Annotated in this window: 21 protein-coding genes, 1 tRNA gene and 2 riboswitches; of the genes, 8 read left to right on the top strand and 14 right to left on the bottom strand. The window is 64.5% G+C overall.

The genetic code is table 11. The features are described from left to right. Nucleotides 1-53: 53 nt before the first annotated feature. From ACOCG7_RS30275 to ACOCG7_RS30265, 3 genes are all read left to right on the top strand, one after another. Nucleotides 54-1,202 (top strand): branched-chain amino acid ABC transporter substrate-binding protein, encoded by a 1,149-nt coding sequence (locus ACOCG7_RS30275; RefSeq protein ID WP_073427832.1) that lies wholly within the window; start codon nt 54-56, stop codon nt 1,200-1,202. A gap of 294 nt (nt 1,203-1,496) precedes the next feature. Next, nucleotides 1,497-1,700, top strand: a complete 204-nt coding sequence (locus tag ACOCG7_RS30270; protein ID WP_227470911.1) for a hypothetical protein — start codon at nt 1,497-1,499, stop codon at nt 1,698-1,700. Nucleotides 1,701-1,708: 8 nt separating this feature from the next. Continuing rightward, nucleotides 1,709-2,329, top strand: a complete 621-nt coding sequence (locus ACOCG7_RS30265) for a hypothetical protein (protein WP_200799505.1) — start codon at nt 1,709-1,711, stop codon at nt 2,327-2,329. Between the two features lie 76 nt (nt 2,330-2,405). Here the strand turns inward: ACOCG7_RS30265 and ACOCG7_RS30260 are convergent, their stop codons facing one another. The 8 genes from ACOCG7_RS30260 to ACOCG7_RS30225 all read right to left on the bottom strand — a co-directional run bounded on the left by ACOCG7_RS30260 (nt 2,406) and on the right by ACOCG7_RS30225 (nt 13,658). Beyond that, nucleotides 2,406-4,118: a thiamine pyrophosphate-binding protein gene (locus tag ACOCG7_RS30260; protein WP_073427927.1), complete on the bottom strand. Its 1,713-nt coding sequence runs from the start codon at nt 4,116-4,118 to the stop codon at nt 2,406-2,408. Between the two features lie 199 nt (nt 4,119-4,317). After that, nucleotides 4,318-5,706 (bottom strand): L-serine ammonia-lyase, encoded by a 1,389-nt coding sequence (locus tag ACOCG7_RS30255; RefSeq protein ID WP_073427830.1) that lies wholly within the window; start codon nt 5,704-5,706, stop codon nt 4,318-4,320. A gap of 27 nt (nt 5,707-5,733) precedes the next feature. After that, complete coding sequence (locus ACOCG7_RS30250; RefSeq protein WP_073427829.1) at nt 5,734-6,864, bottom strand: alginate lyase family protein; 1,131 nt, start codon at nt 6,862-6,864, stop codon at nt 5,734-5,736. Nucleotides 6,865-6,991: 127 nt separating this feature from the next. Further along, entirely contained in the window at nt 6,992-9,928 is a 2,937-nt protein-coding gene (gene gcvP / locus ACOCG7_RS30245; RefSeq protein ID WP_073427828.1) for an aminomethyl-transferring glycine dehydrogenase, read from the bottom strand. Between the two features lie 70 nt (nt 9,929-9,998). After that, nucleotides 9,999-10,379 carry a glycine cleavage system protein GcvH gene (gene gcvH, locus ACOCG7_RS30240; protein ID WP_073427827.1) on the bottom strand — a complete coding sequence of 127 codons (381 nt, stop codon included), beginning with the start codon at nt 10,377-10,379 and terminating at the stop codon, nt 9,999-10,001. A 63-nt stretch (nt 10,380-10,442) separates the two neighbouring features. After that, nucleotides 10,443-11,561 carry a glycine cleavage system aminomethyltransferase GcvT gene (gene gcvT / locus ACOCG7_RS30235; RefSeq protein ID WP_073427826.1) on the bottom strand — a complete coding sequence of 373 codons (1,119 nt, stop codon included), beginning with the start codon at nt 11,559-11,561 and terminating at the stop codon, nt 10,443-10,445. Between the two features lie 79 nt (nt 11,562-11,640). Continuing rightward, a riboswitch (glycine riboswitch) is annotated at nt 11,641-11,793 on the bottom strand. Between the two features lie 33 nt (nt 11,794-11,826). After that, a riboswitch (glycine riboswitch) is annotated at nt 11,827-11,928 on the bottom strand. A 173-nt stretch (nt 11,929-12,101) separates the two neighbouring features. Beyond that, nucleotides 12,102-12,452: a hypothetical protein gene (locus ACOCG7_RS30230; protein ID WP_073427825.1), complete on the bottom strand. Its 351-nt coding sequence runs from the start codon at nt 12,450-12,452 to the stop codon at nt 12,102-12,104. A 156-nt stretch (nt 12,453-12,608) separates the two neighbouring features. Further along, nucleotides 12,609-13,658 (bottom strand): oxidoreductase, encoded by a 1,050-nt coding sequence (locus tag ACOCG7_RS30225; protein ID WP_073427824.1) that lies wholly within the window; start codon nt 13,656-13,658, stop codon nt 12,609-12,611. Between the two features lie 351 nt (nt 13,659-14,009). On the opposite strand from ACOCG7_RS30225, the gene ACOCG7_RS30220 reads away from it, so the two are divergent. Both ACOCG7_RS30220 and ACOCG7_RS30215 read left to right on the top strand, forming a co-directional pair. Continuing rightward, the gene (locus tag ACOCG7_RS30220; RefSeq protein ID WP_073427823.1) at nt 14,010-16,100 is read left to right on the top strand and encodes a UvrD-helicase domain-containing protein; all 2,091 of its coding nucleotides are present in this window, start codon (nt 14,010-14,012) and stop codon (nt 16,098-16,100) included. Nucleotides 16,101-16,277: 177 nt separating this feature from the next. Then, entirely contained in the window at nt 16,278-16,859 is a 582-nt protein-coding gene (locus ACOCG7_RS30215) for a hypothetical protein (protein WP_073427822.1), read from the top strand. Between the two features lie 88 nt (nt 16,860-16,947). On the opposite strand, the gene ACOCG7_RS30210 is transcribed toward ACOCG7_RS30215, so the two are convergent. Beyond that, on the bottom strand, nt 16,948-17,868 hold the full coding sequence (locus tag ACOCG7_RS30210) for a c-type cytochrome (protein ID WP_073427821.1): 921 nt from the start codon (nt 17,866-17,868) through the stop codon (nt 16,948-16,950). A 271-nt stretch (nt 17,869-18,139) separates the two neighbouring features. Here ACOCG7_RS30210 and ACOCG7_RS30205 point away from each other — a divergent pair. The 3 genes from ACOCG7_RS30205 (at nt 18,140) to ACOCG7_RS30195 (ending at nt 20,394) form a co-directional block, all read left to right on the top strand. Beyond that, nucleotides 18,140-18,215 (top strand) — tRNA-Arg (locus tag ACOCG7_RS30205). Nucleotides 18,216-18,565: 350 nt separating this feature from the next. After that, complete coding sequence (locus ACOCG7_RS30200) at nt 18,566-19,990, top strand: hypothetical protein (RefSeq protein ID WP_073427804.1); 1,425 nt, start codon at nt 18,566-18,568, stop codon at nt 19,988-19,990. After that, a complete protein-coding gene (locus ACOCG7_RS30195; RefSeq protein ID WP_073427803.1) occupies nt 19,987-20,394 on the top strand; it encodes a CesT family type III secretion system chaperone in 408 nt (135 codons plus the stop codon). The genes ACOCG7_RS30200 and ACOCG7_RS30195 overlap by 4 nt, the downstream gene beginning before the upstream one ends. Nucleotides 20,395-20,516: 122 nt before the next feature. Here the strand turns inward: ACOCG7_RS30195 and ACOCG7_RS30190 are convergent, their stop codons facing one another. The 5 genes from ACOCG7_RS30190 to ACOCG7_RS30170 all read right to left on the bottom strand — a co-directional run bounded on the left by ACOCG7_RS30190 (nt 20,517) and on the right by ACOCG7_RS30170 (nt 26,726). After that, entirely contained in the window at nt 20,517-21,596 is a 1,080-nt protein-coding gene (locus ACOCG7_RS30190) for an HAD family hydrolase (protein WP_073427802.1), read from the bottom strand. A gap of 280 nt (nt 21,597-21,876) precedes the next feature. After that, a complete protein-coding gene (locus ACOCG7_RS30185; protein WP_073427801.1) occupies nt 21,877-22,539 on the bottom strand; it encodes an acetyltransferase in 663 nt (220 codons plus the stop codon). A 30-nt stretch (nt 22,540-22,569) separates the two neighbouring features. Continuing rightward, on the bottom strand, nt 22,570-23,718 hold the full coding sequence (gene vioA, locus ACOCG7_RS30180; protein ID WP_073427800.1) for a dTDP-4-amino-4,6-dideoxy-D-glucose aminotransferase VioA: 1,149 nt from the start codon (nt 23,716-23,718) through the stop codon (nt 22,570-22,572). Nucleotides 23,719-23,757: 39 nt separating this feature from the next. Continuing rightward, nucleotides 23,758-26,109, bottom strand: coding sequence for a tetratricopeptide repeat protein (locus ACOCG7_RS30175; protein WP_073427923.1), 2,352 nt, complete (start codon nt 26,107-26,109; stop codon nt 23,758-23,760). A 302-nt stretch (nt 26,110-26,411) separates the two neighbouring features. Further along, the gene (locus ACOCG7_RS30170; protein WP_073427799.1) at nt 26,412-26,726 is read right to left on the bottom strand and encodes a flagellar protein FliT; all 315 of its coding nucleotides are present in this window, start codon (nt 26,724-26,726) and stop codon (nt 26,412-26,414) included. Nucleotides 26,727-26,731: the final 5 nt, after the last annotated feature.

Raw genomic sequence — 26,731 nt, 5'->3', positions numbered from 1 at the left:
CGGTACGGCGACCCCGAAACCGCTCCATCCACACCTGGTACCAAGGAGAAGCTATGCAACACAAGATGAAACAGCTGGCAGGCGCAGCGCTGGTTGCGGCAATGTCGCTGGCGGGGACGGCCAACGCTCAATCGACGGAAGACGTGAAGATCGGTTTCGCCGGTCCGATGACGGGCGCGCAGGCGCACTACGGCAAGGACTTCCAGAACGGCATCACGCTGGCGGTGGAAGACATGAACGCGACCAAGCCGGTGATCGGCGGCAAGCAGGTTCGCTTCGTGCTCGATTCGGCCGACGACCAGGCCGATCCGCGCACCGGCACGACCGTCGCGCAGAAGCTGGTGGACGACGGCATCAAGGGCATGCTCGGCCACTTCAATTCGGGCACCACGATTCCGGCTTCGCGCATTTACGCGAACGCGGGCATCCCCGAAATCGCCATGGCGACGGCGCCGGAATACACGCAGCAAGGCTTCAAGACCACCTTCCGCATGATGACGTCCGACACGCAGCAAGGTTCGGTCGCCGGCACATTCGCGGTGAAGACCCTCGGCATGAAGAAGATCGTGATCGTCGACGACCGCACGGCCTACGGCCAAGGTCTCGCCGATCAGTTCGAAAAGGCCGCGAAGGCCGCCGGCGGCACGATCGTCGATCGTGAGTTCACGAACGACAAGGCCGTGGACTTCAAGTCGATCCTGACCAAGCTGAAGTCGGCCAACCCCGACCTGATCTATTACGGCGGCGCGGATTCGCAAGCGGCGCCGATGGTCAAGCAGATGAAGGCGCTCGGCATCAAGGCGCCGCTGATGGGCGGTGAAATGGTCCACACGCCGACCTTCATCAAGCTCGCGGGCGACGCGGCGAACGGCACGGTGGCATCGCTCGCCGGCTTGCCGCTGGAAGAAATGCCGGGCGGCAAGGACTACGTCGCGAAGTACAAGAAGCGTTTCAACGAAGACGTGCAAACGTATTCGCCGTACGCCTACGACGGTGCAATGGCGATGTTCGACGCGATGAAGAAGGCGAACTCGACCGATCCGGCCAAGTATCTGCCGGTGCTCGCCAAGACCTCGATGCCGGCGGTGACGTCGGCGAATCTTGCGTACGACAGCAAGGGCGACCTGAAGAACGGCGGCATCACGCTGTACAAGGTTGTCGACGGCAAGTGGACGACGCTGCAAAGCGTGGGCGGAAAGTAAGCACGGTTTTGCTGCTTGTTTCGACGTTCATGGGAACCCCGCTTCGGCGGGGTTTTTTTATGGTGGCCGGACACATGACGGGCTTGAGTTCCCGTAGGTCGCCTTCTCCCGAAAAAAAGTTCATCGACAATGCGTTGGGAGGCGCGAAATCAACACCGCGCGTTTCGTACGAGAGGCGTCGTATAATGGGAGGCGCGGTTGTCGATACCAGGCAAATACAGGCAAGTGAAGCGGGCAGTCATTGCGGCACTCAGGTCGGGGCGGTTTCAGCATGAGGCCCGATCTGGCATCAATGTGAAAAACCTTTTGTCGACTGGACAAATCAGCGCTCAGTTCGTCGAGGCTCTCATCACCCGTAGCGACGGCACGCAATATCGCTCGTCACCTCACCACAGCATTGCGTCGATTGATGTCCATATCATCGAATCCGGCGGCTGGTACGTGAAGTTTTACTTCGTGGGCGATCCGGAAACCGTGTTTATCAGCGTGCATCAGTGAGTTAAGCCATGAAGATGAAACTGTACGAGGAAGGCGACAAAAGCAGGGCGATCTGCAGCCATTGCAAGCAGCTCGTGAGCACGACGTTCGCCCGGCGTGACGTGCCATTCAGCGACGGCAAAGGCGAGGTGAAGAACATCCTCGCGGCGGTGTGCAACGTGTGCGACCGGGTCGTGGCGGTTCCCGCGCAGTCCACGCCGGCTATTCGGGAAGCGCGGCAGAAGGAAGTCAGGCCGATCGAGGCCCAATTGCCGGCCATCTATCTGGACATTCTCGACCTGGCCGCTTATATGGTGGACGGCGCGAGTTCAACCGAGTTTCGCAAGGTGCTCATGACGCTTTACTTGCATCGGTTTGCATCCGGCGAATATCCGCGCGCAAGGCTGATAAAGGCGCATCGGTCGGCATCTGAACGTTTCAAGGAGCGCCGCGGCGCGGCACGCCGGCGCCTTTCGATGAAGGTGACGCCTCGCATCGCCGAAGATTTGAAGACATTGATGCACGACACAGACATGAGCCAGACTGAAGTCATCAAGTCTGTCATCTATCAAATTCAAGCCGACGTGATCGAATCGCACAAGCCGGCCTTGATGAAGGAACTGGGCGCGTTGTCGGTGATATACGCATAGCCCATGTGCTGTATGCCCGGGCGAAATGCCCAGCGGGACGTGGAGCCGCAGCGCATCCCCCACAAGCCCCAGCCCCTCACTCGCCGCGCAGCTTCCGCCCCTGCTCCCGAATCTGCTCCAACGTCGCGCCCGGCGTGCTCGCCTCCTGCGGCATCCGAATCTCGATCAACGCCGCGCGTTTCGCCTCCATCGCACGATGCAGCGCCGGAATGAATTCGTCGGTGCGCGTCACCGTTTCGCCATGCGCGCCGAACGAGCGCGCGAACGCCGCGAAATCCGGGTTCGTCAGCCCCGTGCCGTGCACGCGATTCGGATAGTGCCGTTCCTGATGCATGCGGATCGTGCCGAAGTGACCATTGTTCACGACGATGAAAATCACATGCAGGTCGTACTGCATCGCGGTGGCCAACTCCTGCGCGGACATCATGAAGCAGCCGTCGCCGGCAAGCGCCACCACGGCACGCTGTGGATACATCGACTTGGCCGCGATCGCCGCCGGCACGCCGTAGCCCATCGCGCCACTCGTCGGCGCGAGTTGCGAGCGATAGTGGCGATACGAAAAATGCCGATGCAGCCACGTCGCGTAATTGCCCGCGCCGTTGGTGAGAATCGCGTCTTCCGGCAGATGCGCGCGCAATTGCTCGATCACTTCGCCCATTTGCACGTCGCCGGGAATCGGGCGCGGCTTGCGCCACTCCAGATACGCGCGATGCGCTTCTTCCGCCGCTCCGCTCCACGGCAACGCATCCGCCGATGAAGGCAGCAACGCCGCAAGCATCGCCGCCAGTTCCGGCATGCCCGAGACGATCGGCAAGTCGGCGGCGTACACACGCCCCAGCTCTTCCGCGCCTTGATGCACGTGCACCAGCGTCTGCTTCGTCTTGGGAATGTCGAGCAGCGTGTAGCCGTTCGTCGTTGCCTCGCCTAAACGCGGACCGAACGTGAGCAGCAAATCCGCATCGCGGATACGCTGCGCCAGCGCCGGATTGATGCCGAGGCCGACGTCGCCGGCATAGTTCGGGTGCTCATTATCGAGCGTGTCCTGGAAGCGGAACGCCAAGCCGACCGGCAGCCGCCAGTTCTCGACGAAGCGTTGCAGGTCCGCACATGCCTCAGGTGTCCAGCCGCTGCCGCCCGCGATCAGCATCGGCCGTTGCGCGCGTTCGAGCAACTCGCGCAGCTTCTCGATTTGCGCGGCCGACGGCGACGCCGCCACGCGTTGATAAGCCGGCGCGCCGGCGACGACCGCACAGGCATCGCTCAATACGTCTTCCGGCAACGACAGTACGACCGGCCCGGGCCGTCCCGATGTCGCGGCATGGAACGCATGACTGAGATATTCGGGAATGCGCGTGGCATCGTCGATTTGCGCGACCCACTTCGCCATCTGACCGAACATGCGCCGGTAGTCGATCTCCTGAAAGGCCTCGCGGTCCAGATGCCCGCGCGCGCACTGGCCGATCAGCAGAATCATCGGCGTGGAATCCTGAAACGCGGTGTGCACGCCGATCGACGCATGCGTCGCCCCCGGCCCGCGCGTGACGATCGCCACGCCAGGGCGGCCGGTCAATTTGCCGACGGCCTCGGCCATGTTCGCCGCGGCCGCTTCGTGACGGCAGACGATGGTTTGAATGCGCTCGGTTTCGTCGTGCAGCGAATCGAGAACAGCGAGAAAGCTCTCACCTGGTACGCAGAAAACACGCTCGACGCCGTGCGTCAGCAAGGCATCGACGATGAGACGCGCGCCGGTGGCGTGCGCGGCGGCGGAAGAGTCAGAAGCGAGCGGCATTGCGATGAAGCCTCCAGGCATTGCGATGGGTGCGATCGGGTTTGCCGCATCCGGCTTGATCAAGCCAAATGCGCGAACCGACAGCTTACGCCGAGCGCGCATGCGATGCCACGATTCGGCGCAAGCGCGAAGCGCCGGCGGCACGGCAATAAAAACGCGGGCCGTGGCCCGCGTCGTCCTTCGCCTTAAAGCGCCGCGTTCAGCACTCGACGATATTCACCGCCAAACCGCCGCGCGACGTTTCCTTGTACTTGGTCTTCATATCCGCGCCGGTTTCGCGCATGGTCTTGATCACCGAATCGAGCGATACATAATGACTGCCGTCGCCGCGCAAAGCCATGCGCGCCGCGTTGACCGCCTTCACCGAGGCCATCGCATTGCGCTCGATACACGGAATCTGCACCATGCCGCCGACCGGATCGCACGTCAGCCCGAGGTTGTGTTCCATGCCGATTTCCGCCGCGTTCTCGACCTGCCTGGGCGTGCCGCCCATCACGGCGGCGAGCGCGCCGGCCGCCATCGAACAGGCGACGCCGACCTCGCCCTGGCACCCCACTTCCGCGCCCGAAATCGACGCGTTCAGCTTGTACAGAATGCCGATCGCCGCCGCCGTCATCAGGAAGTCGATCACGCCCTGCTGATTCGAGCCTGGCATGAAGCGCGTGTAGTAATGCAGCACCGCCGGAATGATGCCGGCCGCGCCGTTGGTCGGCGCGGTGACGACACGCCCGCCCGCCGCGTTTTCTTCGTTCACCGCGATCGCGTACAGATTGATCCAGTCGACCATCGACAGCGGATCGCGCAGCGCAAGCTCGGGATTGCCGGACAGCGTGCGATACAACTGCGGCGCGCGGCGCTTCACCTGGAACGGGCCGGGCAGATTGCCGTCGGCGTCCGGGTTGTTGATGCCGCAACCGCGCGCCACGCACGACTGCATCACGTCCCAGATCTTCAGCAGGCCCGCGCGCGTCTCTTCTTCCGTGTGCCACACGCGTTCGTTTTCCCACATCAATTGCGCGATGCTCTTGCCGGTCGACTCGCACAGCGCGAGCAACTCGTTGCCGCTGCGAAACGAATGTGGCAATTGATCGACGGCGCTCAGCACCTTGGTATTCGGCGCGCCGGCCGTCACCACGAAACCGCCGCCCACCGACAGATACGTCGACTCGCGCAACGTCTCGCCTTGCGCATCGAACGCGCGCAGCGTCAGGCCGTTCGGATGCTCGGCCAGCGCCTGGCGATAAAACGAAATATGGTCTTTCTGCACGAACGGCACCTCGTGCGTGTCGAGCAAGGCGAGCTTGCGCGAGCTTCGCACCGCGTCGAGCCGCTGTGCGATCGTCTCCGGGTCGACGGTGTCGGGCGCGTCGCCCATCAGGCCGAGCATCACGCCGCGATCCGTGCCGTGGCCCTTGCCCGTCGCGCCGAGCGAGCCATACAAGTCCACTTTCACCGAGGCGGTCGCATCGAGCAGCCCATCGCGTTCGAGCCCCTGAACGAACATCAGCGCCGCGCGCATCGGCCCGACCGTATGCGAGCTGGACGGACCAATGCCGATTTTGAAAAGGTCGAACACGCTGACTGCCATTACTGCTCCTGCTGATGGAAAGTTGGTTTAGCGCGCCGACAGCGGCAAACACACGGCGAGCCATGCGGGCGGCGTCGGTGCGAGCTGTAGCGCGATCGGCGTATAGCGTCCGTCGAGACGCGCCGCCAGGTGAAACAGTTCCGTCGCGTTCTTCGGATCCCACTGGCCCGAATAGCCCGGCAAGCCGGCCTCGCGACGTTTGGCATCGAACGGGACGCTCGAACGCACGAATTCCTCATGCGTCTTGCTGCCGTCCGCATACGGCGTGAGCCAGTTAAGCGCGGCTTGCAGCGACGCGCCGTTCAGCCCCTTCTCCGGCAGCCAGTTGCGGTTGTGGCGGCGGGCGGACAGCGCGGCCGTGACGAGCGGCTGCAAGTCGTAGGTGACGTAGTGCAGCGCGTCGCGTTCGCCGAAATCGACGGTCGATCCGTCCGGCGCGATGTTGTCGCCGATATGCTCGACGAACAGACGCTGGGCCGCGTTGATCATCTTGCGGTTGTCGAGCGTGAACGCGGCCATTGCGATCAGCTTGATCCGGTGGCTCTGCCAGTTGTTCCGGTAGGTGCCCTTCAACGGACGCGGCTGCGCGTCGATCTGCTCGATGTAGCCGTTCGCGAGTTTCGTCAGAAAGGCCATCGACGCGTTGCGCGTTTTCACGGGCAGCGCGCTCGCGGTCATGTCGTAGGCGAGGATCAGGCCTTCGAAACGCGTTTCGTCGATCGGGTTGAAACCCGGTTGATACGTCGTGACCCACGCGAACAGCAAGCGATCGACGAGCTTGAGATAACGGTCGTCGCTGGTGGCGCGCCATGCAAGCGCGGCGTCGCGCAAAAGATCGAGATCTTTCTCCGCCTCGACGCTTTGGTCGTAGATGCCTTCATGCGGCAGCGAACCTTCGGTGTGCAGCCTGGCCTGCGCATGCGGCGGGTCGTTCAGATGCGCCTGCACGTTGCTCACCAGCGCCTTCACGCCAGGATCGGCGTTCGTGCGTTCACTGGTTTGCAGCGCGGGCGCTGCACAAAAATTCATCGCGGCCTGCGCTTGCCCGAGCGGCAGCAGCACGGCTGCGCCAGCCAGCAAGATCGCCCATGTTCGCCGCCGCGCGTGGGTTCGCCCTGTTTCGGCCCGGCTTTGCATCAATCGCACCTTTCGCGCCATGCGAAACTCCTCGTTAGGCTGATTCGGTGTGTGATGTTAGCCGTTTGCGGCCATGAACGACAGAACCGCGGACGGCGCCGCGCACCGCCCGCTTACGGCCCGCGGACAGTGCGCGGGCCACTCGCCCTTACTCGTAGTCCGCGACCGGCACGCACGAACAGAACAGATTGCGGTCGCCGTACACGTTGTCCGCGCGGCCCACCGGCGGCCAGTACTTCTTCGCGATCAGCGTGGGCAGCGGATATGCGGCGGTTTCGCGCGCATACGCATGCGTCCATTCGTTGGCGATGACCACCGCCGCCGTATGCGGCGCGTGCTTGAGCGGATTGTCCTCGCGGTCGGAGCGGCCGTCTTCGACCGCGCGGATTTCCTCGCGGATCGCGATCATCGCTTCGATGAAGCGGTCGAGTTCTTCCTTCGACTCCGATTCGGTCGGCTCGACCATCAGCGTGCCCGGCACCGGGAAGCTCATGGTCGGCGCGTGGAAACCGTAGTCGGCGAGGCGCTTGGCGACGTCGTCGACGGTGATGCCGCTCGTCTCCTTGATGGGACGCAGATCGAGAATGCACTCGTGCGCGACCAGTCCACCCGGGCCCGAATACAGCACCGGATAATGCGGCGCGAGTTTCTTCGCGACGTAGTTCGCATTGAGAATCGCAGTTTCGGTGGCGGCCGTGAGATTCTTCGCGCCCATCATCGCGATGTACATCCACGAGATCGGCAGAATCGACGCGGAGCCGTACGGCGCACCCGACACCGCGCCGATGCCGTTCGGCGCGCGCTCATAGCCCGACGAAATCTGGTTCGGCAGAAACTGCGCGAGATGCGCGCCGACCGCGACCGGACCGACGCCCGGTCCGCCGCCGCCGTGCGGAATGCAGAAAGTCTTGTGCAGGTTCAGGTGCGAGACGTCGCCGCCGAACTGGCCCGGCGCGGTCAAGCCGACCATTGCGTTCATGTTCGCGCCGTCCACGTAAACCTGGCCGCCGTGCGCGTGCACGATCTCGCAGATTTCACGCACGTTCTGCTCGAACACGCCGTGCGTGGACGGGTACGTGATCATGATCGCCGCGAGCTTGTCGGCGTGTTGACCGGCCTTCTTCTTCAGGTCTTCGATATCGACGTTGCCTTGCGCGTCGCAGGCGACCACCACGACCTGCATGCCGGCCATTTGCGCCGATGCCGGGTTGGTGCCGTGCGCCGAAGCCGGAATCAGGCACACGTTGCGATGCGCTTCGCCGCGCGACGCGTGATAAGCGTGGATGATCAACAGACCCGCGTACTCGCCTTGCGAACCCGCATTCGGTTGCAGCGACACCGCGGCGTAACCGGTGGCCGCGACCAGCATCGCTTCGAGCTGATCGATCATCTCGCGGTAGCCGACGGTTTGCTCGGCCGGCGCGAACGGATGAATCTGACCGAATTCGGGCCACGTGACCGGCAGCATTTCGGAGGTCGCGTTCAGCTTCATCGTGCACGAGCCGAGCGGGATCATCGAGCGGTCGAGCGCGAGGTCCTTGTCCGCCAGGCTGCGCAGATAGCGCAGCATTTCCGTTTCCGAATGATGGCGATTGAACACGTGATGCGTGAGATACGCGCTAGTGCGTTCCAGCGCGGCCGGCACCGAGGCGGCGTTCGACGCGGCGAGGGCCGCATCGAGCGCATCGATTTGCGGTACGTCGCTGACGAAGGCCGCTTGCGCGAACACCGCGAGCAGGTCGGCCAGATCGCGGCGCGAAGTGGTTTCGTCGATCGACAGGCCGACTTGCGTGTCGCTCACGCGGCGCAGATTGATGCGCCTCGCGGTTGCGGCGTCGTGCAGCGCTTGCGTGCGCGCGCCGGTTTCGAACGTCAGCGTGTCAAAGAAGGTTTCGTTGACGAGCGTGTAGCCGAGTTGCTTCGCGCCCGCAGCCAGCAGCGCGGCGATGCGGTTCACGCGCAGCGCGATCGTCTTGAGACCGTGCGGCCCGTGATACACCGCGTACATGCTGGCCATGATCGCGAGCAGCGCTTGCGCGGTGCAGACGTTCGAGGTCGCCTTCTCGCGGCGGATATGCTGCTCGCGCGTTTGCAGCGCGAGACGCAGCGCGGGATTGCCTTGCGCGTCGACCGTCACGCCGACCAGACGCCCCGGCATTTGACGCTTGAACTCATCGCGCACCGCGAGGTAAGCCGCATGCGGGCCGCCGAAGCCGACCGGCACGCCGAAGCGCTGCGTATTGCCGACGGCCACGTCCGCGCCCCATTCGCCCGGCGGCGTGAGCACGGTGAGCGCGAGCAGATCGGCGGCGGCGACCACATGGCCGCCTGCCGCGTGGATCGCCTCGGTGAGCGCGCGGTAGTCGCGCACGTCGCCGTTCACGCCCGGATATTGCAGCAGCACGCCGAACGCGTTGGCGTTCGCGGCTTCGGCGGCCGGGCCCACTTTCACTTCGATGCCGACCGGCGTGGCGCGCGTCTTCACCACTTCGATGGTTTGCGGCAGTACGTCGTCGGCGACGAAGAACACGTTCGACTTCGGCTTGCCGATGCGTTGCAGCAGCGTCATCGCTTCGGCGGCGGCGGTCGCTTCATCGAGCAGCGACGCGTTCGAGATCGCGAGACCCGTCAGGTCGACGATCATCTGCTGGAAGTTCAACAGCGCTTCCAGACGGCCTTGCGAGATTTCCGGCTGATACGGCGTGTAAGCCGTGTACCACGCCGGATTTTCGAGCACGTTGCGCAAGATCACCGTCGGCGTGTGCGCGTTGTAATAGCCCTGCCCGATGTACGAGCGGAACACCTGGTTCCTGTCCGCGAGTTCGCGCAGCGCGGCGAGCGCTTCGGCTTCGCTCTTCGGTTGCGCGAAGGGGCCGAGCGGCAGCGTTTCGGTGCGGCGGATCGTCTTCGGAATGACGGCGTCGATCAGCGCGGCGCGCGACGCGAAGCCGAGGGCTTCCAGCATCGACTGCTGGTCGGCCGAATCCGGGCCGATGTGCCGTTCGGCGAAGGCGTCGTGCACTTCGAGCGCGGCGAGCGAGAGAGGAGTGCGGTTCATCAGACGATCCGGGTGTTCGAGCTTCATGGTGTTCCTGGCGGTGCGGCGCGCCACGCCTCGCGGCCGCCGCACCTGACGGTTTAAACGAGTAGGTGTATCAGGCGCCGATGGACTTTGAGTACGCGTCGGCGTCGATCAGACGATCTTGCGCGGCGTCCGAAGCGGGCTTGATCTTGAAGAGCCAGCTTTCGTACGGCGCGGTGTTGACCGAATCCGGCGTGTCGGCCACGGCCGTATTCGCCTCGATGATCTCGCCCGAGACCGGCGCGTAGATATCGGAAGCGGCCTTCACCGATTCGATCACCGCGACGGTGTCGCCGGCGGTCACGGTCTTGCCCAGTTCCTGGACTTCGAAGAAGACGATGTCGCCGAGCGCTTCCTGCGCGTGGTCGGTGATGCCGACCGTCAGCGTGCCGTCCGCTTCGGTACGGACCCATTCGTGCGATTCGGTGTATTTCAGATCGGCCGGGATGCTCATCGGATGCTCCTATGCGGTGTGATTCGGTATGGGCTTAAAAGGTATGACGCACGCGCCGGCTGCTTAAACCGCGAGCACTTTGCCGTTGCGCACGAACGGCAGTTTTACCACGCTTGCGGGGAGGGCTCTGTCGCGGATCTGCACGTGAACGGTGTCGCCTGGCTGCACGCCTTTCGGCACGCGCGCGAAGGCGATCGATTCCTGCATGGTCGGGGAAAAAGTGCCGCTGGTGATTTCGCCAACGCCCTGCGGCGTGACGACTTTTTGGTGAGCACGCAGCACGCCCGCCGCCTTGCCGTTGTCCTTTTGCAGGATCAGGCCGACGAACGCCGCCTTCGAGCCCTCGGCTTCCAGCTTGCCCTTGCCGACGAAGTCGCGCGGCGAGGCCAGGTCGACGGTCCAGGCGAGGCCGGCGTCGAGCGGCGAGACGTTGTCGTCCATGTCCTGGCCGTACAGGTTCATGCCGGCTTCGAGGCGCAGCGTGTCGCGCGCGCCGAGACCGGCCGGGCGCACGCCTTGCGCTTGCAGCGCGTTCCACAGCGCGATCACGTGATCGGCCGGAACGATGATTTCGAAGCCGTCTTCGCCGGTGTAGCCGGTGCGCGCGACGGTCAGCTCGCCGAACGGCGTTTCCATGATGCGCGCGGCGTTGAAGGGCTTCAGCGCTTCGGTGGCGGCGCGCGCGGCCGGCACGGTTTGCCAGGCTTTTTCGCGCGCGTTCGGGCCTTGCACGGCGACGATCGCGTAATCGCGGCGCGGCGTGATGGTGAGGCCATAGCTGCCTTCGGCGTTGAGCTGGCCGAACCAGGCGATGTCCTTGTCGGCGGTGCCCGCGTTGACGACCACGCGAAAGTGGTCCTCGCCGAAGTAATAGACGATCAGATCGTCGATCACGCCGCCATTCGGATTCAGCAGACAGGAGTAAAGCGCGCGGCCCGGCGTTTGCAGCTTGCCGACGTTGTTCGCCAGCGCATATTCGAAGAAGGCGCGCACGCGCTCGCCGGTGAAATCGACGACGCACATGTGCGAGACGTCGAACATGCCGGCGTCGGTGCGCACGGCGCGGTGTTCGTCGATTTGCGAGCCGTAGTTGACGGGCATGTCCCAGCCGCCGAAATCGACCATGCGGGCGTTGAGCGCACGATGGGTGGCGTTGAGCGGGGTGTGTTTGAGTTCGGTCATGGGGCCTCTGGCATCTCGCGAAACAAAAAAGGCCATGCGGCGCGACGCCTCGCGGCGTGTGCCTGCGAGCGTGGTTCTGCATGACCCCTCTGTCCTCGATACCTGAGAGATTGCGCTGCCGCGGCCGGCTTGCCGGATCACGGTGAACGCGCGCCCCTTCGGTGGGCAGCTTGCCGAACCTGCACGCTTTAGACGATGCAGACGGCTACTGCCGCTCTCCAGAGTGCGAAAAACCTAGCCCTCGATGTTGCCTGGACGCGGGTTTTTCGACGCGGTCGGTCCTTTTGCCTGAGAGTTTGCGGGTGTGCCCCTTCGGCGGCGCGGCCTGCGGTTTTCAGCGGCCAGCGCGCTCTCCCGACGCGTGCGGCGAATGTACGCGAGGGCCGGGGGCTTGTCAAATAAAGGCCCGCAAGGGGCGTGGCGGTTGACGCGGCGGGATCCCGCGCATCAAAAAAAAGCGCGCGGGACGTGCGCCGCGCGCGCTTGCTGCCGGTTTTCATGCTCGAAGCCGAGCCGGCGCGACGGGTGCCGATCGCGCGACTATTCGCCGATGGCGCGCGCCGCGTTGTCCAGCTCCTGATTCAGCACGCGCTGTTCGTCGCCGGACAGGCCGCCGCCGTGTTGCGCGGCCATGTCGCGCGCTTCCTGGCGGATCACGTCCAGCCGGTGATGCAGCGCGCCGCCTTGCGGTGGCGGGTAGTAGCCCTGATTCACGCGGTTGTCGATGCGGCGGCCCAGGTTGTCGATGCGGCCTTCGACCTGGTGCAGACGCTGGTCCGCGATCTGCTGCGGGCTGGGACGCGGCGCCGATGCGGGTTGCGGCGCCACCACGCAGGCGGCGAGCGAACTGAGCAAGGCGCAGGCGACAAGTGCGCGAATGAGACGGGGCATGGGCTCTCCAGAAGTCGTTGTCGTTTCTCGTACTGCTGGAGTAGCAACGGCTCACCGAAGCTTCGCGCTGACCGGGCGCGCGGCGTTATTTGTAACGTTATGTTCCTTTCGGGACCGTCAGGTTTTCTGTCCGCGCGGCGCTGCGTACGCAACCAGTCAACGAATGCGCTCGAACGGCAACCGGATGCCTTCTTCCGAACTGCGCGCCGCAAGCTCGATGATCGTCATCACGTCGACCGCGTCCTGAGGGCTGACGGGGAACTTCACGCCGTTCTGGATCGCGTCGGCCAACGCGACATAGAAACCGACGTAATCGCCATTGCGCGTCGGCACTTCGCGCTCGACTTCCTGATCGCCTTCCAGCACACGCATGATGCCTGCCGCGTTGCCCGCGCCGAAGCCGTCTTCGCCTGGCCGCAAGCCGGCCTTCAACTGGTCTTCCTGCGTGTCGAGCTCGTATTTCACATAGCTGCCGCGCGTGCCGTGGATCGCGAATCTCGGCGCGATCAGCGCGGTCAACGCGCTCGCATGCAGCACCACCTCGGACCCGCCGTACCCCAACTGAATGTGCACGTAGTCCGGCGCGCTCGCCTGGTCGCGATGCGTGCGCACCGTGGCCGACACGGTTTGCGGCGGGCCGAACAGCGCCAGCGCCTGGTCGATCAGATGCGGGCCGAGGTCGAACAGCAGGCCGCCGCCGCGCGAAGCCTCCTCGCGCCAGCGCTGCCTCACCTCCGGACGGAAGCGGTCGAAATGCGATTCGTATTGCGTGACGCGGCCCAGCTTTCCGCTGGCGAGCAGGTCTCGCACAGTCAGAAAATCGCCGTCCCAGCGGCGGTTGTGAAATGGCACGAACAGCTTGCAGTGAGCGAGTGCGATGTTGGCGAGCGTATGGGCGTCGGCGGCGCTCAACGTGACCGGCTTGTCGACCACCACGTGCTTGCCCGCTTCCAGCGTGCGGCGCGCGAGGTCGAAGTGCGTGTCGTTGGGCGTCGCGATCACGACGCACTCGATTTCGTCGAGCGCCAGCAGCGCGTCGAGATCGGCCACCACCTTGGCGTGCGGATAATCGGCGAGCGCGCGCTCGGGCTGGCCCGTGGCGATGGCCGCGACGCTCGCGCGCCCGCAGTGGTCGATCACCGGCGCATGAAAGGTCGCGCCGGCAAAACCGTAACCCATCAATCCAATCTTCAGCGATGCGGACATGCGTGTCTTCCTGCAAAAAACGGCGCGCCGCTTTGCCACCGCGGCGGCGGCGCGCAACGACGTAATTGTGGCATGGGCTGCCGGGAGACGGTTGGCGGCGAGCCTGGAAGACCGGCTGAGCGCATGCGCGTCGGGGTGCCTGGTCGCTGTTTTTATCGCACTCAGCCGCCGGAGACTTCCGTGTTAACATCGCTCCTCTCGCGCGAATCGCTGCCAGCCGGAATGCCCCTCTGTCCCACACGAGGCGCCCGTTCCAGCCGCTGCGGCATGCCCCCGGGCCTCGGTCCTGGCGACTCCGCAGCCAAGCGCTCCCAAACCGCCGCGCTCAACCGCATTACCCATCCACAGACGATGTCCGCAGGCCTGAACCCCGCTCAAAATGAAGCGGTCCGTTATCTCGACGGTCCGTGTCTCGTGCTCGCCGGCGCAGGCAGCGGCAAGACGCGCGTGATCACGCAGAAAATCGCGCACCTGATCGAAGCCAAGGGCTTCGAGCCGCGCCACATCGCCGCCGTCACGTTCACGAACAAGGCCGCGGCGGAAATGCGCGAGCGCGTGGGCAAACTGCTCGAAGGCAAGACGCTCACCACGCCCGGCAAGGAAGGCCGCAAAGTGCCGGTCAACCAGTTGACGGTGTGCACCTTCCACTCGCTCGGCGTGCAGATTCTGCGGCAGGAGGCGGAACACGTCGGCCTGAAGCCGCAGTTCTCGATCATGGATTCGGACGACTGCTTCGGCATGATCCAGGAGCAGGTCGGCTCCACGGACAAGGGCTTCATCCGCAAGATCCAGTCGATCATCTCGCTGTGGAAAAACGGCCTGATCATGCCGGAAGAAGCGATCGCGATCGCCGCGAACGAGGACGAGCATCAGGCCGCGATCGTCTATCGCAACTACGTGGCGACGCTGCACGCGTATCAGGCAGTGGATTTCGACGATCTGATCCGCCTGCCCGCCGAGCTCTTCGCGAACAACGAGCCGGTGCGCGACCGCTGGCAGAACAAGCTGCGCTATCTGCTGATCGACGAGTATCAGGACACCAACGCGTGCCAGTACGAATTGCTCAAGCAACTGGCCGGACCGCGCGCGGCATTCACGGCGGTGGGCGACGACGACCAGGCCATCTACGGCTGGCGCGGCGCGACGCTGGAAAACCTCGCGCAACTCGGCAAGGATTTCCCGAAGCTGCATCTGGTGAAGCTCGAGCAGAATTACCGCTCGACGGTGCGCATTCTCACTGCCGCGAACAACGTGATCGCGAACAACCCCAAGCTGTTCGAGAAGAAGCTGTGGTCCGAACACGGCATGGGCGACTCGATCACCGTCACGCCGTGCAACGACGAAGAGCACGAAGCCGAGTCCGTGGTGTTTCGTCTGTCGGCGCACAAGTTCGAACGGCGCGCGAATTTCCGCGACTACGCGATCCTGTATCGCGGCAATTTCCAGGCGCGCATCTTCGAACAGGTGCTGCGGCGCGAGCGCATTCCGTATGTGCTGTCCGGCGGCCAGTCGTTCTTCGATAAAGCCGAGATCAAGGACATCTGCGCGTATCTGCGCCTGATCGCCAACGCGAACGACGACCCGGCGTTCATCCGCGCGATCACCACGCCGCGGCGCGGCGTCGGCAATACGACGCTCGAAGCGCTCGGCGCGTTCGCGGGCCAGGCCAAGGTGTCGCTGTTCGAAGCGGTCTACATGGGCGGGATCGAAGCGCGCCTGTCGCCGCGCCAGATCGAGCCGATGCGCGTGTTCTGCGATTTCATGCAGCGCCTCACCGATCGCGCGGAAAAAGATCCGGCCGGCCCGCTGCTCGACGAACTGATGGACGCGATTCATTACGAAGCGTATCTCTACGACACCTTCGACGAACGCCAGGCGCAGTCCAAGTGGCAGAACGTGCTGGAGTTCATGGAATGGCTCAAGCGCAAGGGCACCAAGGCCGAGCCGGACGGCGCGGCGCAAGCCGAGGCCACCGGCTACGACACCGCCGACGGTCTCGGCGACACCGGCAAGAATCTGCTCGGCCTGATCCAGACCGTCGCGCTGATGTCGATGCTCGAAGGCCGCGAGGAAGATCCCGACGCGGTGCGCCTGTCGACGGTGCACGCGTCGAAGGGTTTGGAGTATCCGCACGTGTTTCTGGTCGGCGTCGAGGAAGGCATCATGCCGCACCGTGGCGGCGCCGAGGACGAACCGATCGACGACGCGCGCATCGAGGAAGAACGCCGCCTCATGTACGTCGCGATCACGCGGGCTCAGCGCAGCCTGCATCTGAACTGGTGCAAGAAGCGCAAGCGCGCGCGAGAGACGGTGGTGTGCGAGCCGTCGCGCTTCATCCCCGAAATGCTGCTCGACGATGCTCCGCCGCCCACCGCGGAAGAAGCGCCGATGTCGCCGAAAGACCGGCTCGCGAGCTTGAAGGCGCTATTGCAGAAGCCTTGAGCGCGGCGGCGAGCGGGCACGCCGCCGCGCTCGATTTGCTCGATTTGCTCGCTTCGTTCGCTTCGTTCGCAAGACCCCGCGCGCGGCGGGTGCTTCGGCGGTTTTGTTAGGCGCTCGCGCTACAGTGGCGCGGCTCGTCAATGAACCGTTGACGGCCGTTACCCGGAGACCGTTAGCATGACGCCGCCGCTCGCAACCTATCGCCGCGCACTCGAAACCTACATCGACGCGAAAGACAACACGCGTACTCAGCGCATCGCCGAGGCTTTCGCCGCGGACGCGGTGCTCACCATTTCGCTTGCCACTTCAGCTATCGCGTTTCCGGCGCGCACCGTCGGCGCGGGGGCGATTGCACAAACGCTCGTCAGCGATTTCGGCGCGCAATACGCGCGGTGCCGCACCTATTACGTCTGCGATGCGCTTACGGTGGACGGCGGCGCGATCGACGCGCTGCCGTGGCTCGTGCTGATGCGCGAGCGGACGAGCGGCGCGTTGCGTGTCGGTCATGGCGTGTATCGATGGCGCTTCGACCAGACGCCGGTTGTTACGGGCTTTCACATTCACATTGCGCGCATGGACGTGGTGCCGGATGCCGATGGCGGCCTGCTCGATGCGTTGCAGGAAGGGTTGAGCTATCCGTGGCTCGCTCCTGCTGAACTGCATGCGCGTTTCACGGCGCTGGCTCGTTCCACGCCGGCGCTGGCTTTCGTCGAGGGATTCAGCGTTCCCGCCGCAGTTGCGTTGCATATCGGCGCTTGAATCCCGACGCCTCGCGGATAAAAAAATCCCTGCCCGTGTCGCCACGGAGCAGGGATTTTTCGATCGGCGATATGCGCTGGAAGAGCGCTTATTTCACCGCACTGACCATGTAGTCGACGGCGGCTTTCACGTCGGCGTCGGGTGCGGTCGAACCGCCCTTGGGCGGCATGGCGCCCTTGCCGTGCAGCGCGTAGTTGTAGACGGTGTCCATCGGCTCTTTCAGGCGCGGCGCCCAGGCTTCCTTGTCGCCGAACTTCGGCGCGTTCAGCACGCCGGCCGCGTGACACGCCTGGCAAACCTGCTGATAGAGCGCCTTGCCCGCTTGCGAGGCGTCCGCGCTTTGCGCGCCGCTTGCAGCCGGCGCGGCGGTTTGCGGCACGCTGGCCAGCGCCGCCATTGCGGCGGCGGCCTGGGTCGCGGCTGCGTCCGAAGCGCCTGCCGGAGCCGCTGCCGCGGCGGTGGCGTCCGAGGTGGCGGCCGCGCCGGAGGCTGCGGCCGCACCCGCTGCCGGTTGCGCCGGTTCGGGGAAGCTTGCGCCGGAATTGTTCGCCATGTAAGCCACCGCGCGGGCGATTTCGAAGTCGCTGTAGTCGTCCGGACTGGTGCCGCCGCGCGCGGGCATCGCGCCCTTGCCGGCGAGCGCCGTGTGCAACAGCGTGTCGAAGCCTTGAGCGATGCGCGGCGCCCAGTCGGCGGTATTGGTGAATTTCGGCGCGCCCGCCGTGCCCGACGCGTGACACGCGGCGCACACGGCCTTGTAGACTTCCTCGCCGGACTTGTAGACGCGCGGCGCGTTGGCGTCGCGAATGTCGACCTGGGCGATGGGTTTGATGCGGGAGGCGACTTCGGCTTCGGAGAGACTGTCGGTGCCGGCGCCGGTGCGGGTCGAATTGTCGACGTAGTAAGCCAGCAGGACGATGATGACGATCGGCACAGCAAACCCGGCGATGACCGCGGCGATGAGCTGTCCTGGGGTTTTGATCGGGGCTCCGTGTGGTGCTTCGCTCATGCTTGTCTCGTCTCCGTGGGTATGTGAGCGGTACAGCGCGACGGCAACTTCTTCTTGATCGGCCACGGAGGATTATAGACGCAAGCTTTCGCCGACGGCGAGGGCCGCGGCGAGGTGTTCAGCAGGCGTTTACCCGCATCGGACGAAGTGGCGCGAAGGCGCCGGAAAGCGCTTCACGGGCCGTCCGGTGGACGGTTTGGCCGAAACCGGGTATTCTTTCGGTCTCGCTTTGGCGTCGCATCCGTTCAGGTTGTCGCGCTTTCGTGTTGAAGCGCCCGTAGCTCAATGGATAGAGTACTGCCCTCCGAAGGCAGGGGTTGCTGGTTCGATCCCAGCCGGGCGCACCACTGAGTATTGTTTATCAAGGGCTTACGCGATTCGCGCGAAGCCCTTTTTTATTGCCTACGGCATCCGCATTCCCCCGCCCATCACCACCTTCAGCCTGGTGCTGTATCGAACCCCGCACATCACCAGTCCGAAAACAAGCGAACCCGCTCACCAGCAAAGCTGGAACACATAGACCGCCGCCCCAAACCTGCCTCTATCCTGGCTGCAACACACCAAAACACACCGCCACCTCCACCGAACGCCCGCGGTTCTTCGTTTCGCTACCGGCGCACCGACTTCGCCGTCTCCGAACCATCGACGCCCATCCACCACCCTACTATGCCCAATACATCATTGAGCGAGGGACACCATGGGTATCCGACTCAGCAGCAACGTGCGCGCGCCAGCATCCGTCGACGACCGGTCTCAAACATCCCACGGCGAAACGCACACGAAACAGCCCGGAGCGAGCGGCACGCGCTCGCGCAATGGAGTCCTGCAGCCGTTGAGCCGATTGAGCGCGGCATTGCGGCCGTCCGGCGCGGCGTCTCATCGTCCGCGTGCTGGCGAATTGCCGACCGCCTCATCGACGCAGGGCTCGCACGCCGCGTCCGATCCCAGCCGCCGACAGGCGACGAAAGGCGGCCAAGGACCAGCGCCGACGAGCGCGAATGGCGCGAATGCCACTCAACGCCGCACTATCGCGACATCGATACACGGACAATCCAACCGCCGTCCGGTCACGTTGCTGAACGTGGACGGCGCCGCGCTGGCCCACTCGATCGGCAGTGCGGGCAAGGCGGTCCGGCGCTTCGCGAGGCGGCTGACGATGCGTGCGCGGCCAGATTCGCAGCAGGCGAGACAGGCTGCGAAGCCACCGGTCGCGCTGAACGTGCCGCGCGATTATGGCTGGCCGCTCGGTCTGCTGGAACGCCAGCGGCTGGAGAAGCTGCCGCCCGATGCGGCCTATGAACAGGCTTTCAGAACCCACACGGCTCGTGTCGGCGCCGCGGTAGCTAAATCGGCCGAGCAGCGCTTCGGCCATATGCACATCGACGACGAAACGCTGCGAGCGCAATTGCACGCATGGGCGAACGGCGAGGATGGCCCCGTCGAGAACGACGACGTGCCGTGGCAGCCCGAATCCGAGTCGGAAACCGAATCGGAAACCGGATCGGAGTCCGCATCCGAGATCGGCCACGACGACATGTCGCCCGAGCGCGAACCCGAAATCCAGTCGGTGCATTCGAGTCCCGGGCAGCCTGCCGCGTCACCGGACAAAGCGGGGCCGAGCCGGACCCGGCGCGTGCAATTCGTGCCGCAAGCCGAGACGCGCGAGATCGACGACGAGAGCCATGCCTTGAAGTCGCCGGTCGCACGGCCGGTCCATGCGCCGCAGCGCGCGTCGGCGAAGCTGAAGGGCCACACGCCCGAGAGCCCTGAGTCGCATCGCCTATATAGGCAACGCTCGATCAACGGGGCGGCATGGGACACGGTGCAGCTATTGAAGAGCCCCCGGGCTGGCGCCACGGAAAAGGAGATGGCCGAGAAAATGCTGAAGCAGAACAAGCTTCTCTTCACAATCAAGAACGATCACAAGCTTGCGTCCGAAGACGAACCCGCGGCGCTGAAAGTCTTTCACGCATTGGATCGCGAGACGAGACCGCCATCGTTTGCCGGCAAGATAAAAGGCCTTGTGCGGCAGCTTCAAGGCAAAGACCCCGCGCCCGGCAAGATCGCGGTACTCGGCGAAGACACCCGAGCGGAAACCTTGCAGCGAGTCAACAATCGATGAGTCACGCCCACTACACAGCGCTGATCGGCGACATCTGCAAGATCGCCGGGCTCGGCGACCCGGCCCACCTCATCGAAAGCGGACAACTCGCCGTGAGCGGGCACGTCGTATCGCTTCGCTACGACGAGCGCACGGACCCGCTGCATGTCCGCGTTCAGGTGGAGCTAGGCGAGTTGCAAGCGGCCGAGCGCGAAGAGGTGTACCGCCTCGCCCTGGAAGCGAACCTGCATGCCGCGACGGCATGGGACGGCGCGGTAGGCCTCGATCCGGAGTCGGAGCGGTTGCACTACGTGCTCTTCTTCCCGCTCGACGGCTCGCGCGGCGCGGCCGACCTGCTCGGCACGATCGCGGAGCTGCTGGACGAGCGTGAGGACGAGGTTGTTGAAAGCGGCCCCCGCCGTTAGCCTTCGCCGATCACTGGACGCCGTGAACGCCGCGCATCGAAGCGGTGACCGGCATGTCATCACGCTTGCCGCGGCAGTATGGCTGCGGGCCGGTGAGCGCGGGCGCCTTTTGCGCTTGCGTCTTACCTCACCGGCGCGCCCGCGCTCGCGGTGGCCGCCGTGGGCTGCGTCCTGAACACCGTCTTCCAGTCATCCTTCATATCCACGACGACCCAGCCTTTCGCGCCGGCTTCCTCGAGACCCTTGTCGAGCTTGCCGCTCTTCGATGCACGGTCATAGGCATATTCCCGCTCCGGGTCCGTGTGATGGACGAGCGCGGCGAGGCGCGGGCCGTCGCCCGTCGAGGTCCATTCGAGCATCGGTATGTCGCCGTCCGCGTTGCCGAATGCAATCACCGGACGCCGGCCGATCACGCGATCGATTGCAAGCGGCTTGGCCGCGCCGTCCACGAGCGTGTCGACCTGCGCGAGCCGGGTCAGCGAAACCGCGCCGTTGGTCTGACCGTACTTGTACTTGACGGTGCTGCCGATCACCTGCTCCGGCGGAATGCCATACACGCGCTGTGCGATCTCGCGGGCAAACTCGACGTCGCCGCCGGTCACCAGATAGGTCTTGAAGCCGTTGGCGCGCAGATAGGCGAGCAGCTCGAGCATGGGTTGAAATGCGAGCTCGGCGTAAGGCCGGTCGAAGCGCGGATCGCTCGCGGTGTCGAGCCATTCATGCACGAGCGCAGCGAATTGATCGCCGCTCATGCCCGCGTGCGCCGCCGCCAGTACGCGCATCGAGCCGGCGTCGCCGCTCGCCGCGACGCTCTTCAGATTGCCTTTGAGGATCGAGCGGAACGGTTCCTGCCGCTTCCATTCGGGATGCCGCGCCGCCGCCGTCTTCACGCGCTGCAGCGCGAACACCAGTTGCACCGACGCGGGCTGCTCCGGCCACAACGTACCGTCGTTGTCGAACACAGCGATGCGATCCGCGCGCGGGATGAAATCCTTCGACTCGGGCGTGGTGACCAGCGTGACGAAATCGACGAGCGAGCGTTTCGTCCCGGTGTCGTTCCAGGATGCGAGCGCGGCGGCCGTCGATGCGCCGGCGGGCGACTCACTCGCACTCTGACGCGGCGTGACGGCGCAACCTGAAAGGACCACAACGGTTAAAGCAACGCAATAAGCCACGCAATACCGGTGCATCGTGCGAATCATGAAAACCTCATGGAAAGCGGTGATCGGATCTTGAGCGAGCGCCAGTCTAATCGCGGAAAGCGGTTATTGCAGCCGGTGGCGAGATTTTTTTAGCTGAAAAAATGCCAATGGAATAAGGCAGAAGCGCAAGGCAGGGGCGCCGCGCGAAATACATTCAGGCCGGGAGCTGGCCGGAACCGTCCGATTCAAATCGACAAACGAACCTGATTGGTTGACTTCAATCGCGCGGCGCAAGGCGACAGGTTCGCCATGAGAAATCCGCCGGGGCACACGGTGGCGGCTAGAGATATTTGTCGCCCGGCTGACGATCGCGGATTTTCCTCGCGGGCGTTCCGTATGCAATGGAGAAAGCATCCACGGGTCCGAGCACCAGTGAGCCGGCGCCCACCACGCTGTGCTCGCCAATGGTGATCCCATGGCGCAGGACCGCGCCGATGCTCACGGCGGCATGGCTGCCGATGCGGCAATTGCCGCCGGTAGTGACGCCGGGCGCGAGGCTCGCGTAGTCCTCCATGACGCAATCGTGATCGAGCGACGCATTCGTGTTCACGATACAGAACCGCCCGACCTGGCAACACGGATTGACGACGGCGCCTGCCATGACGACCGTGCCCGCGCCGATGGCCACGTTGTTCCCGACGCTGGCGGCGGGATGGATCGCGGTGACGAACGGCAATTGCGGGCATAGGGCGGCCACTTCGGCGGCGACGCGCGCGCGAACGCTGTTGTCCCCGATCGCCACCAGAGCGCCCTTGAGATCGAACCGGGCATTCAGGGCGGGCAGATCGGACGGGCCGCCGAGCACCGGATAGCCGAGCGTCTCCTCACCCGGCGTGCGGAAGCCGTCGATCAGGCCGGCGATGCGGTAGCGCCCCGCCTTTTCGACGATATCGATAACGACCTTGGCGTGGCCTGAAGATCCGACGAGCACGATGTCTTGCATGGGATAGGTCCAGCTATCGACTGAGCGCGTTTATCTCACGCCGGCAATGATGCTCACGATTCGCGCGACCTGCCCCGGATCCAGATCGGGATAGATCGGCAGGCACAAGATCCGTTTTGAAGCCGCGCTTGCCGCGCTCAGATTGTCATTGTGCGCTGACGGCAAGCCTCGATACATCGGAAACTCGGAAATCAGCGGATAAAAATAGCGGCGCGCATAGATGTCGTGCTCCTTCAGGCGGTCATACAGCGCGTCCCGGCTGATCGGAAAATCGTCCAGCACCTGAACGGGAAAATACGCATAGTTCGCGACCTTTTCGCCCGTATCCGGCAGGCAGCGGATTCCCGGCACGCCGGCGAGCAACTCGCGGTACTGCGCGTCGATGGCCTTGCGCTTCGCCAAGGCCTGGTCGACGTGTTGCAGTTGCAGCAGCCCGAAGGCGGCATTGATTTCGCTCATCTTGCCGTTGATGCCCGCCGCCACGACGGTGACTTCGTCCACGAAACCGAAGTTCTTCAGGTGATCGATGCGCTGCTTGGTCTTTGCGTCCGGACAAATGATCGCGCCGCCTTCGAACGTGTTGAAGACCTTGGTGGCGTGGAAACTGACGATCGACAGATCGCCGTGACGGAGCACGCTGCCGCTCTCGGTGCGCACGCCGAACGCGTGCGCGGCGTCGTAAATCACCTTGAGGTTGTAGTTGTCGGCGATTTTCTGGATCGCCTCGACATCGCAAGGATGGCCGTAGCAGTGCACCGGCATGATGGCCGTCGTTTGAGGCGTGATGGCAGCCTCGATTTTGACGGGATCGAGGTTGAGCGTATCGGGGTCGACATCCACGAAGACCGGCTTGATGCCGTTCCACAGAAGCGAATGCGCGGTCGCCGCGAAGGAATAGGGCGTCGTGATGACTTCGCCGTTGATGCGCAGCGCCTGCAGCGCGGTCACGAGGGCCAGCGTACCGTTGGCGAACAGCGCGAGATGCTCGACCCCGAGGTAATCGCAGAGCGCCTTTTCGAGTTGCCGATGAAACGGGCCGCCGTTCGTGAGGATCTTGCTGTCCCAGATCTTTTCGAGGTACGGCAGGAACTCCGCCAGCGGCGGCAGATGCGGCTGGGTGACATAGATGCGTTCGTCGTCCAGTGACGCGATCGCTCGAAGAGGCGCGCTTGAGCCCATGATTTCCTCACTGCTGGTTTGAGTCCGGGTCACGCGTGACTACCGCGGCGTGGCGTGGACCGGGTTGTTGCTGGCGGGTTGAGTGCCGTCGGCGCTGAACGCGGCGGGGGCGAGGCCGTCGCACCAGCGTCGCCACATCGTGCGAAGCGCGCTCGAAAGGCTGTTCGCAACCCGCTCGGGCTGAAACGCGGGCGACGCCATGCAACGCTCGCGCAACGACGTGCGCAGGCTGGCGAGCGCCGGGATGTCGGCGGCAAGCTCGACGCCCTTTGCGACGAAGTCATCCGCGTTACCGGCGACGAACGCTTGCAGGCCCGAGTGCGATAGCCATGCCGCGGCCGCGCGGCTCGCCATGGTCTTGCCGGCCATCGTCAGCGTGGGCACGCCCATCCACAACGAGTTCAGAACGGTCGTTGAACCGGTGTAGGGGAACGTGTCGAGACAAATGTCGACCTGATAGTGCTGTTGCAGGTAGACCGCAATCGTGGAGCGCGGACGAAAGCTCAGGCGATCGCGTGAAATGCCTTCGTTGGCGAACCAGTTGACGAGGTTCTCGTCGCCGTCGTCGCCGGACATCGAACCGAGCACCATGCGCGCGGTGGGCAGCTCGCGAAGCAGCTTCGCCCATAGGGCGATCACGTCGGGACGCAGCTTGTTCAAGCGGTTGAAACTGCCGAAAGTGATGTAGCCGTTGTGCATGGCCGGCAAGATGTTGACCGGCGGCGCGTTCTTTTCAGGCTGGAATGGGCCGATCGCCGCGAGATGCACGAGCTTCTCGGAGAACTGACGCTCGATGTCGCCGAACGGCGTGAAGAACCTGTCGCTGAGATAGTAGTCCATGGCGTCGAGGCCGGTGGTCGCCGGGTAGCCGATCCAGCTTGCCTGGATCGGCGCGGGCTTGCGGGCGAACGCCTGCAGCCGGTTGCGACCGGTATGCCCGCTCAGGTCGATCAGGATGTCGATCTTGTCGGCGCGAACCTGGGCGATGAACGCCTCATCCGTCATGCTGGAGACGTTGCGCCATTGCTTCGCATAGCCGCGCAGGCGCTGGGTGTAGTCGTCCTCGACGATGTGGTTGTAGTAGACGTGCAGCGCCAGGCCCTCGTCTTGTGCGAGCGGCTCCATGACCGGCATCAAATAGGACGACACGGCGTGCCGGAACAGATCGCCGGAGACGATGCCCACTTTCAGCGTGCGATCCACCGCGCGGCTGTTGGTGTGGCGCGGCTTGGGCAGGCGCAGCGATGCTTCATGAACCTGCGCGTATTTGCGATGCTCCGCGTAAATTTGCTCGGTGTCGATGTCGGGGTTGTGCGCGATGCTGAACAGCAAATTGCTGCGCGTCATCGCGTTCCTGGGTTCGAGATCGAGCGCACGGCGAAAGCTCGATTCCGCCTCTTGCGAGGCGCCGTAGTCGAGCAGCACCACGCCCAGGGTGCCGTGGGACTCGCCATACTCGGGGGTCAGCTCGGCCGCGCGGCGGCACTCGGCGATCGCTTCGCGGTGCTCGCCCCGGGCGGAGAGTACGAGCCCGAGCACACGATGGCCTTCCGAATAGTCGGGATTGAGCGCAAGCAGCTTTCTGCACTCGGCTTCGGCGTCGGCATGCTGACCGGTCACTCGCAGCAGGTCGGCGACGGCCTTGCGCGCCTCGGCGTCGTCGCTGCCCAGCGATATGCCGGTTTTCAGGGCTGCAATGGCTTCGACATACTGGCCGCCGCGATGAAGCGCGATGCCGAGCGAACGCCATGCCGGACCATGTGCCGGAAATCGTTCCGCCAGGCTTCGTCCGAGTTTGATGGCGTCGGAAATGTGGCCCTTGTTGAAGAGCGTGTTGAAGCGATTCATCTCTTGCGGGGTGGGGCGGCGCGTATCGCTCGCCGCGACTTTCGCGGCCGCGGTTTCCTGATCCGCTTCAGCGGCCGCAGGCACGGTCGGCGCGGGCGCGGCAGCCACGGAAGCGACCGCGGAGGTGGCGTACCCGCCGCCGTCATGGGCCATGCGCGTAATCAGCCCGTTGACCGCCGGCCCCTTCAAGCCCCGTTGCTGTCCCATTTCGAGCGCCAGCCAGGCGGCCTGAGTCTGTCCCGCGTCGATCAACGCGTTGATATATGCCACCCAGAATTGCCCGTTATTCGGCGCGCCGCCGAGCGCGGCTTCGAGATACGGCAGGCCGTCGGCGGGACGCTTGCACTGCACGCAAAGCACGCCGAGGTTGTACAGCACGTCGCCATGGGCGGGCTTGGCTTCGAGGATCGCCTTGTACAGCGCTTCGGCGTCGTCGAACTCTCCCTTGTGATGAAGCTGGAGCGCGGCCTGCAAGACCAAGGCGATGTCATGTTCGAGCTGTTGCTCGGGCGTCAGGGTTTCAGCGGTCGGCTGCTCGGTCAGGAGAGTCATGGTCTCGGCACGGAATGGTCTATGAAGGAAATTGTGCGACCGGGCGCACCTTTCCGATGCGCGGAGATGACGGTAAAAAGACCGCCTGTTTGGCGTATGGCGAACGTGGGCGGGAGCCCGAAACGCAGAAAAAAGCCCGCACGAGGCGGGCTGAGGAAGAGCGCGCCTCACTTCGGCGCCTGGTTCTTATTGTCGGGTGCCGCGGTTCGGTGTTGCGGTGCCGTCCAGCGGGGCGATCCCGCGAGCCGGTTGAATCGCTTCGGCCCGCAGCGGCTGCCGGGCAGCAAGCGGAGTCAGAGTTGCGCGACCCGCTGGTATTCGCCGGCGGCCCTGGTGCGCCCGATCGCCGCTTCGAACTCGATGTGCAGTTCGTTCTGGGTGGTTGCCGCGTCCGCGAGCAGCGCTGCGTCGATGGCCTGAACCTCGCGGATCATCTCCAGCGCGGCCGGTTCCTGGTCCGCTGTGAGCTGCATCAGCAATGGCGAGCGCGCTTCGGTCAGGCGGGCCGCTTCCAGCCAGTCGGCGAGCGACGCGGCCTGTTCGATTGCCCGTGTGATCGACAGCACCTGTGCGGCCAGTTCCGTCTGATTCATGTCGTGCGCGTCCATGTGGC

Source organism: Paraburkholderia sp. DD10, from assembly GCF_049177125.1.
In the GTDB taxonomy this organism is placed as follows: Bacteria; Pseudomonadota; Gammaproteobacteria; order Burkholderiales; family Burkholderiaceae; genus Paraburkholderia; species Paraburkholderia terricola.
The sequence above is the reverse complement of the archived record's forward strand: the minus strand, read 5'-3'. Positions and strand labels throughout refer to the sequence as shown.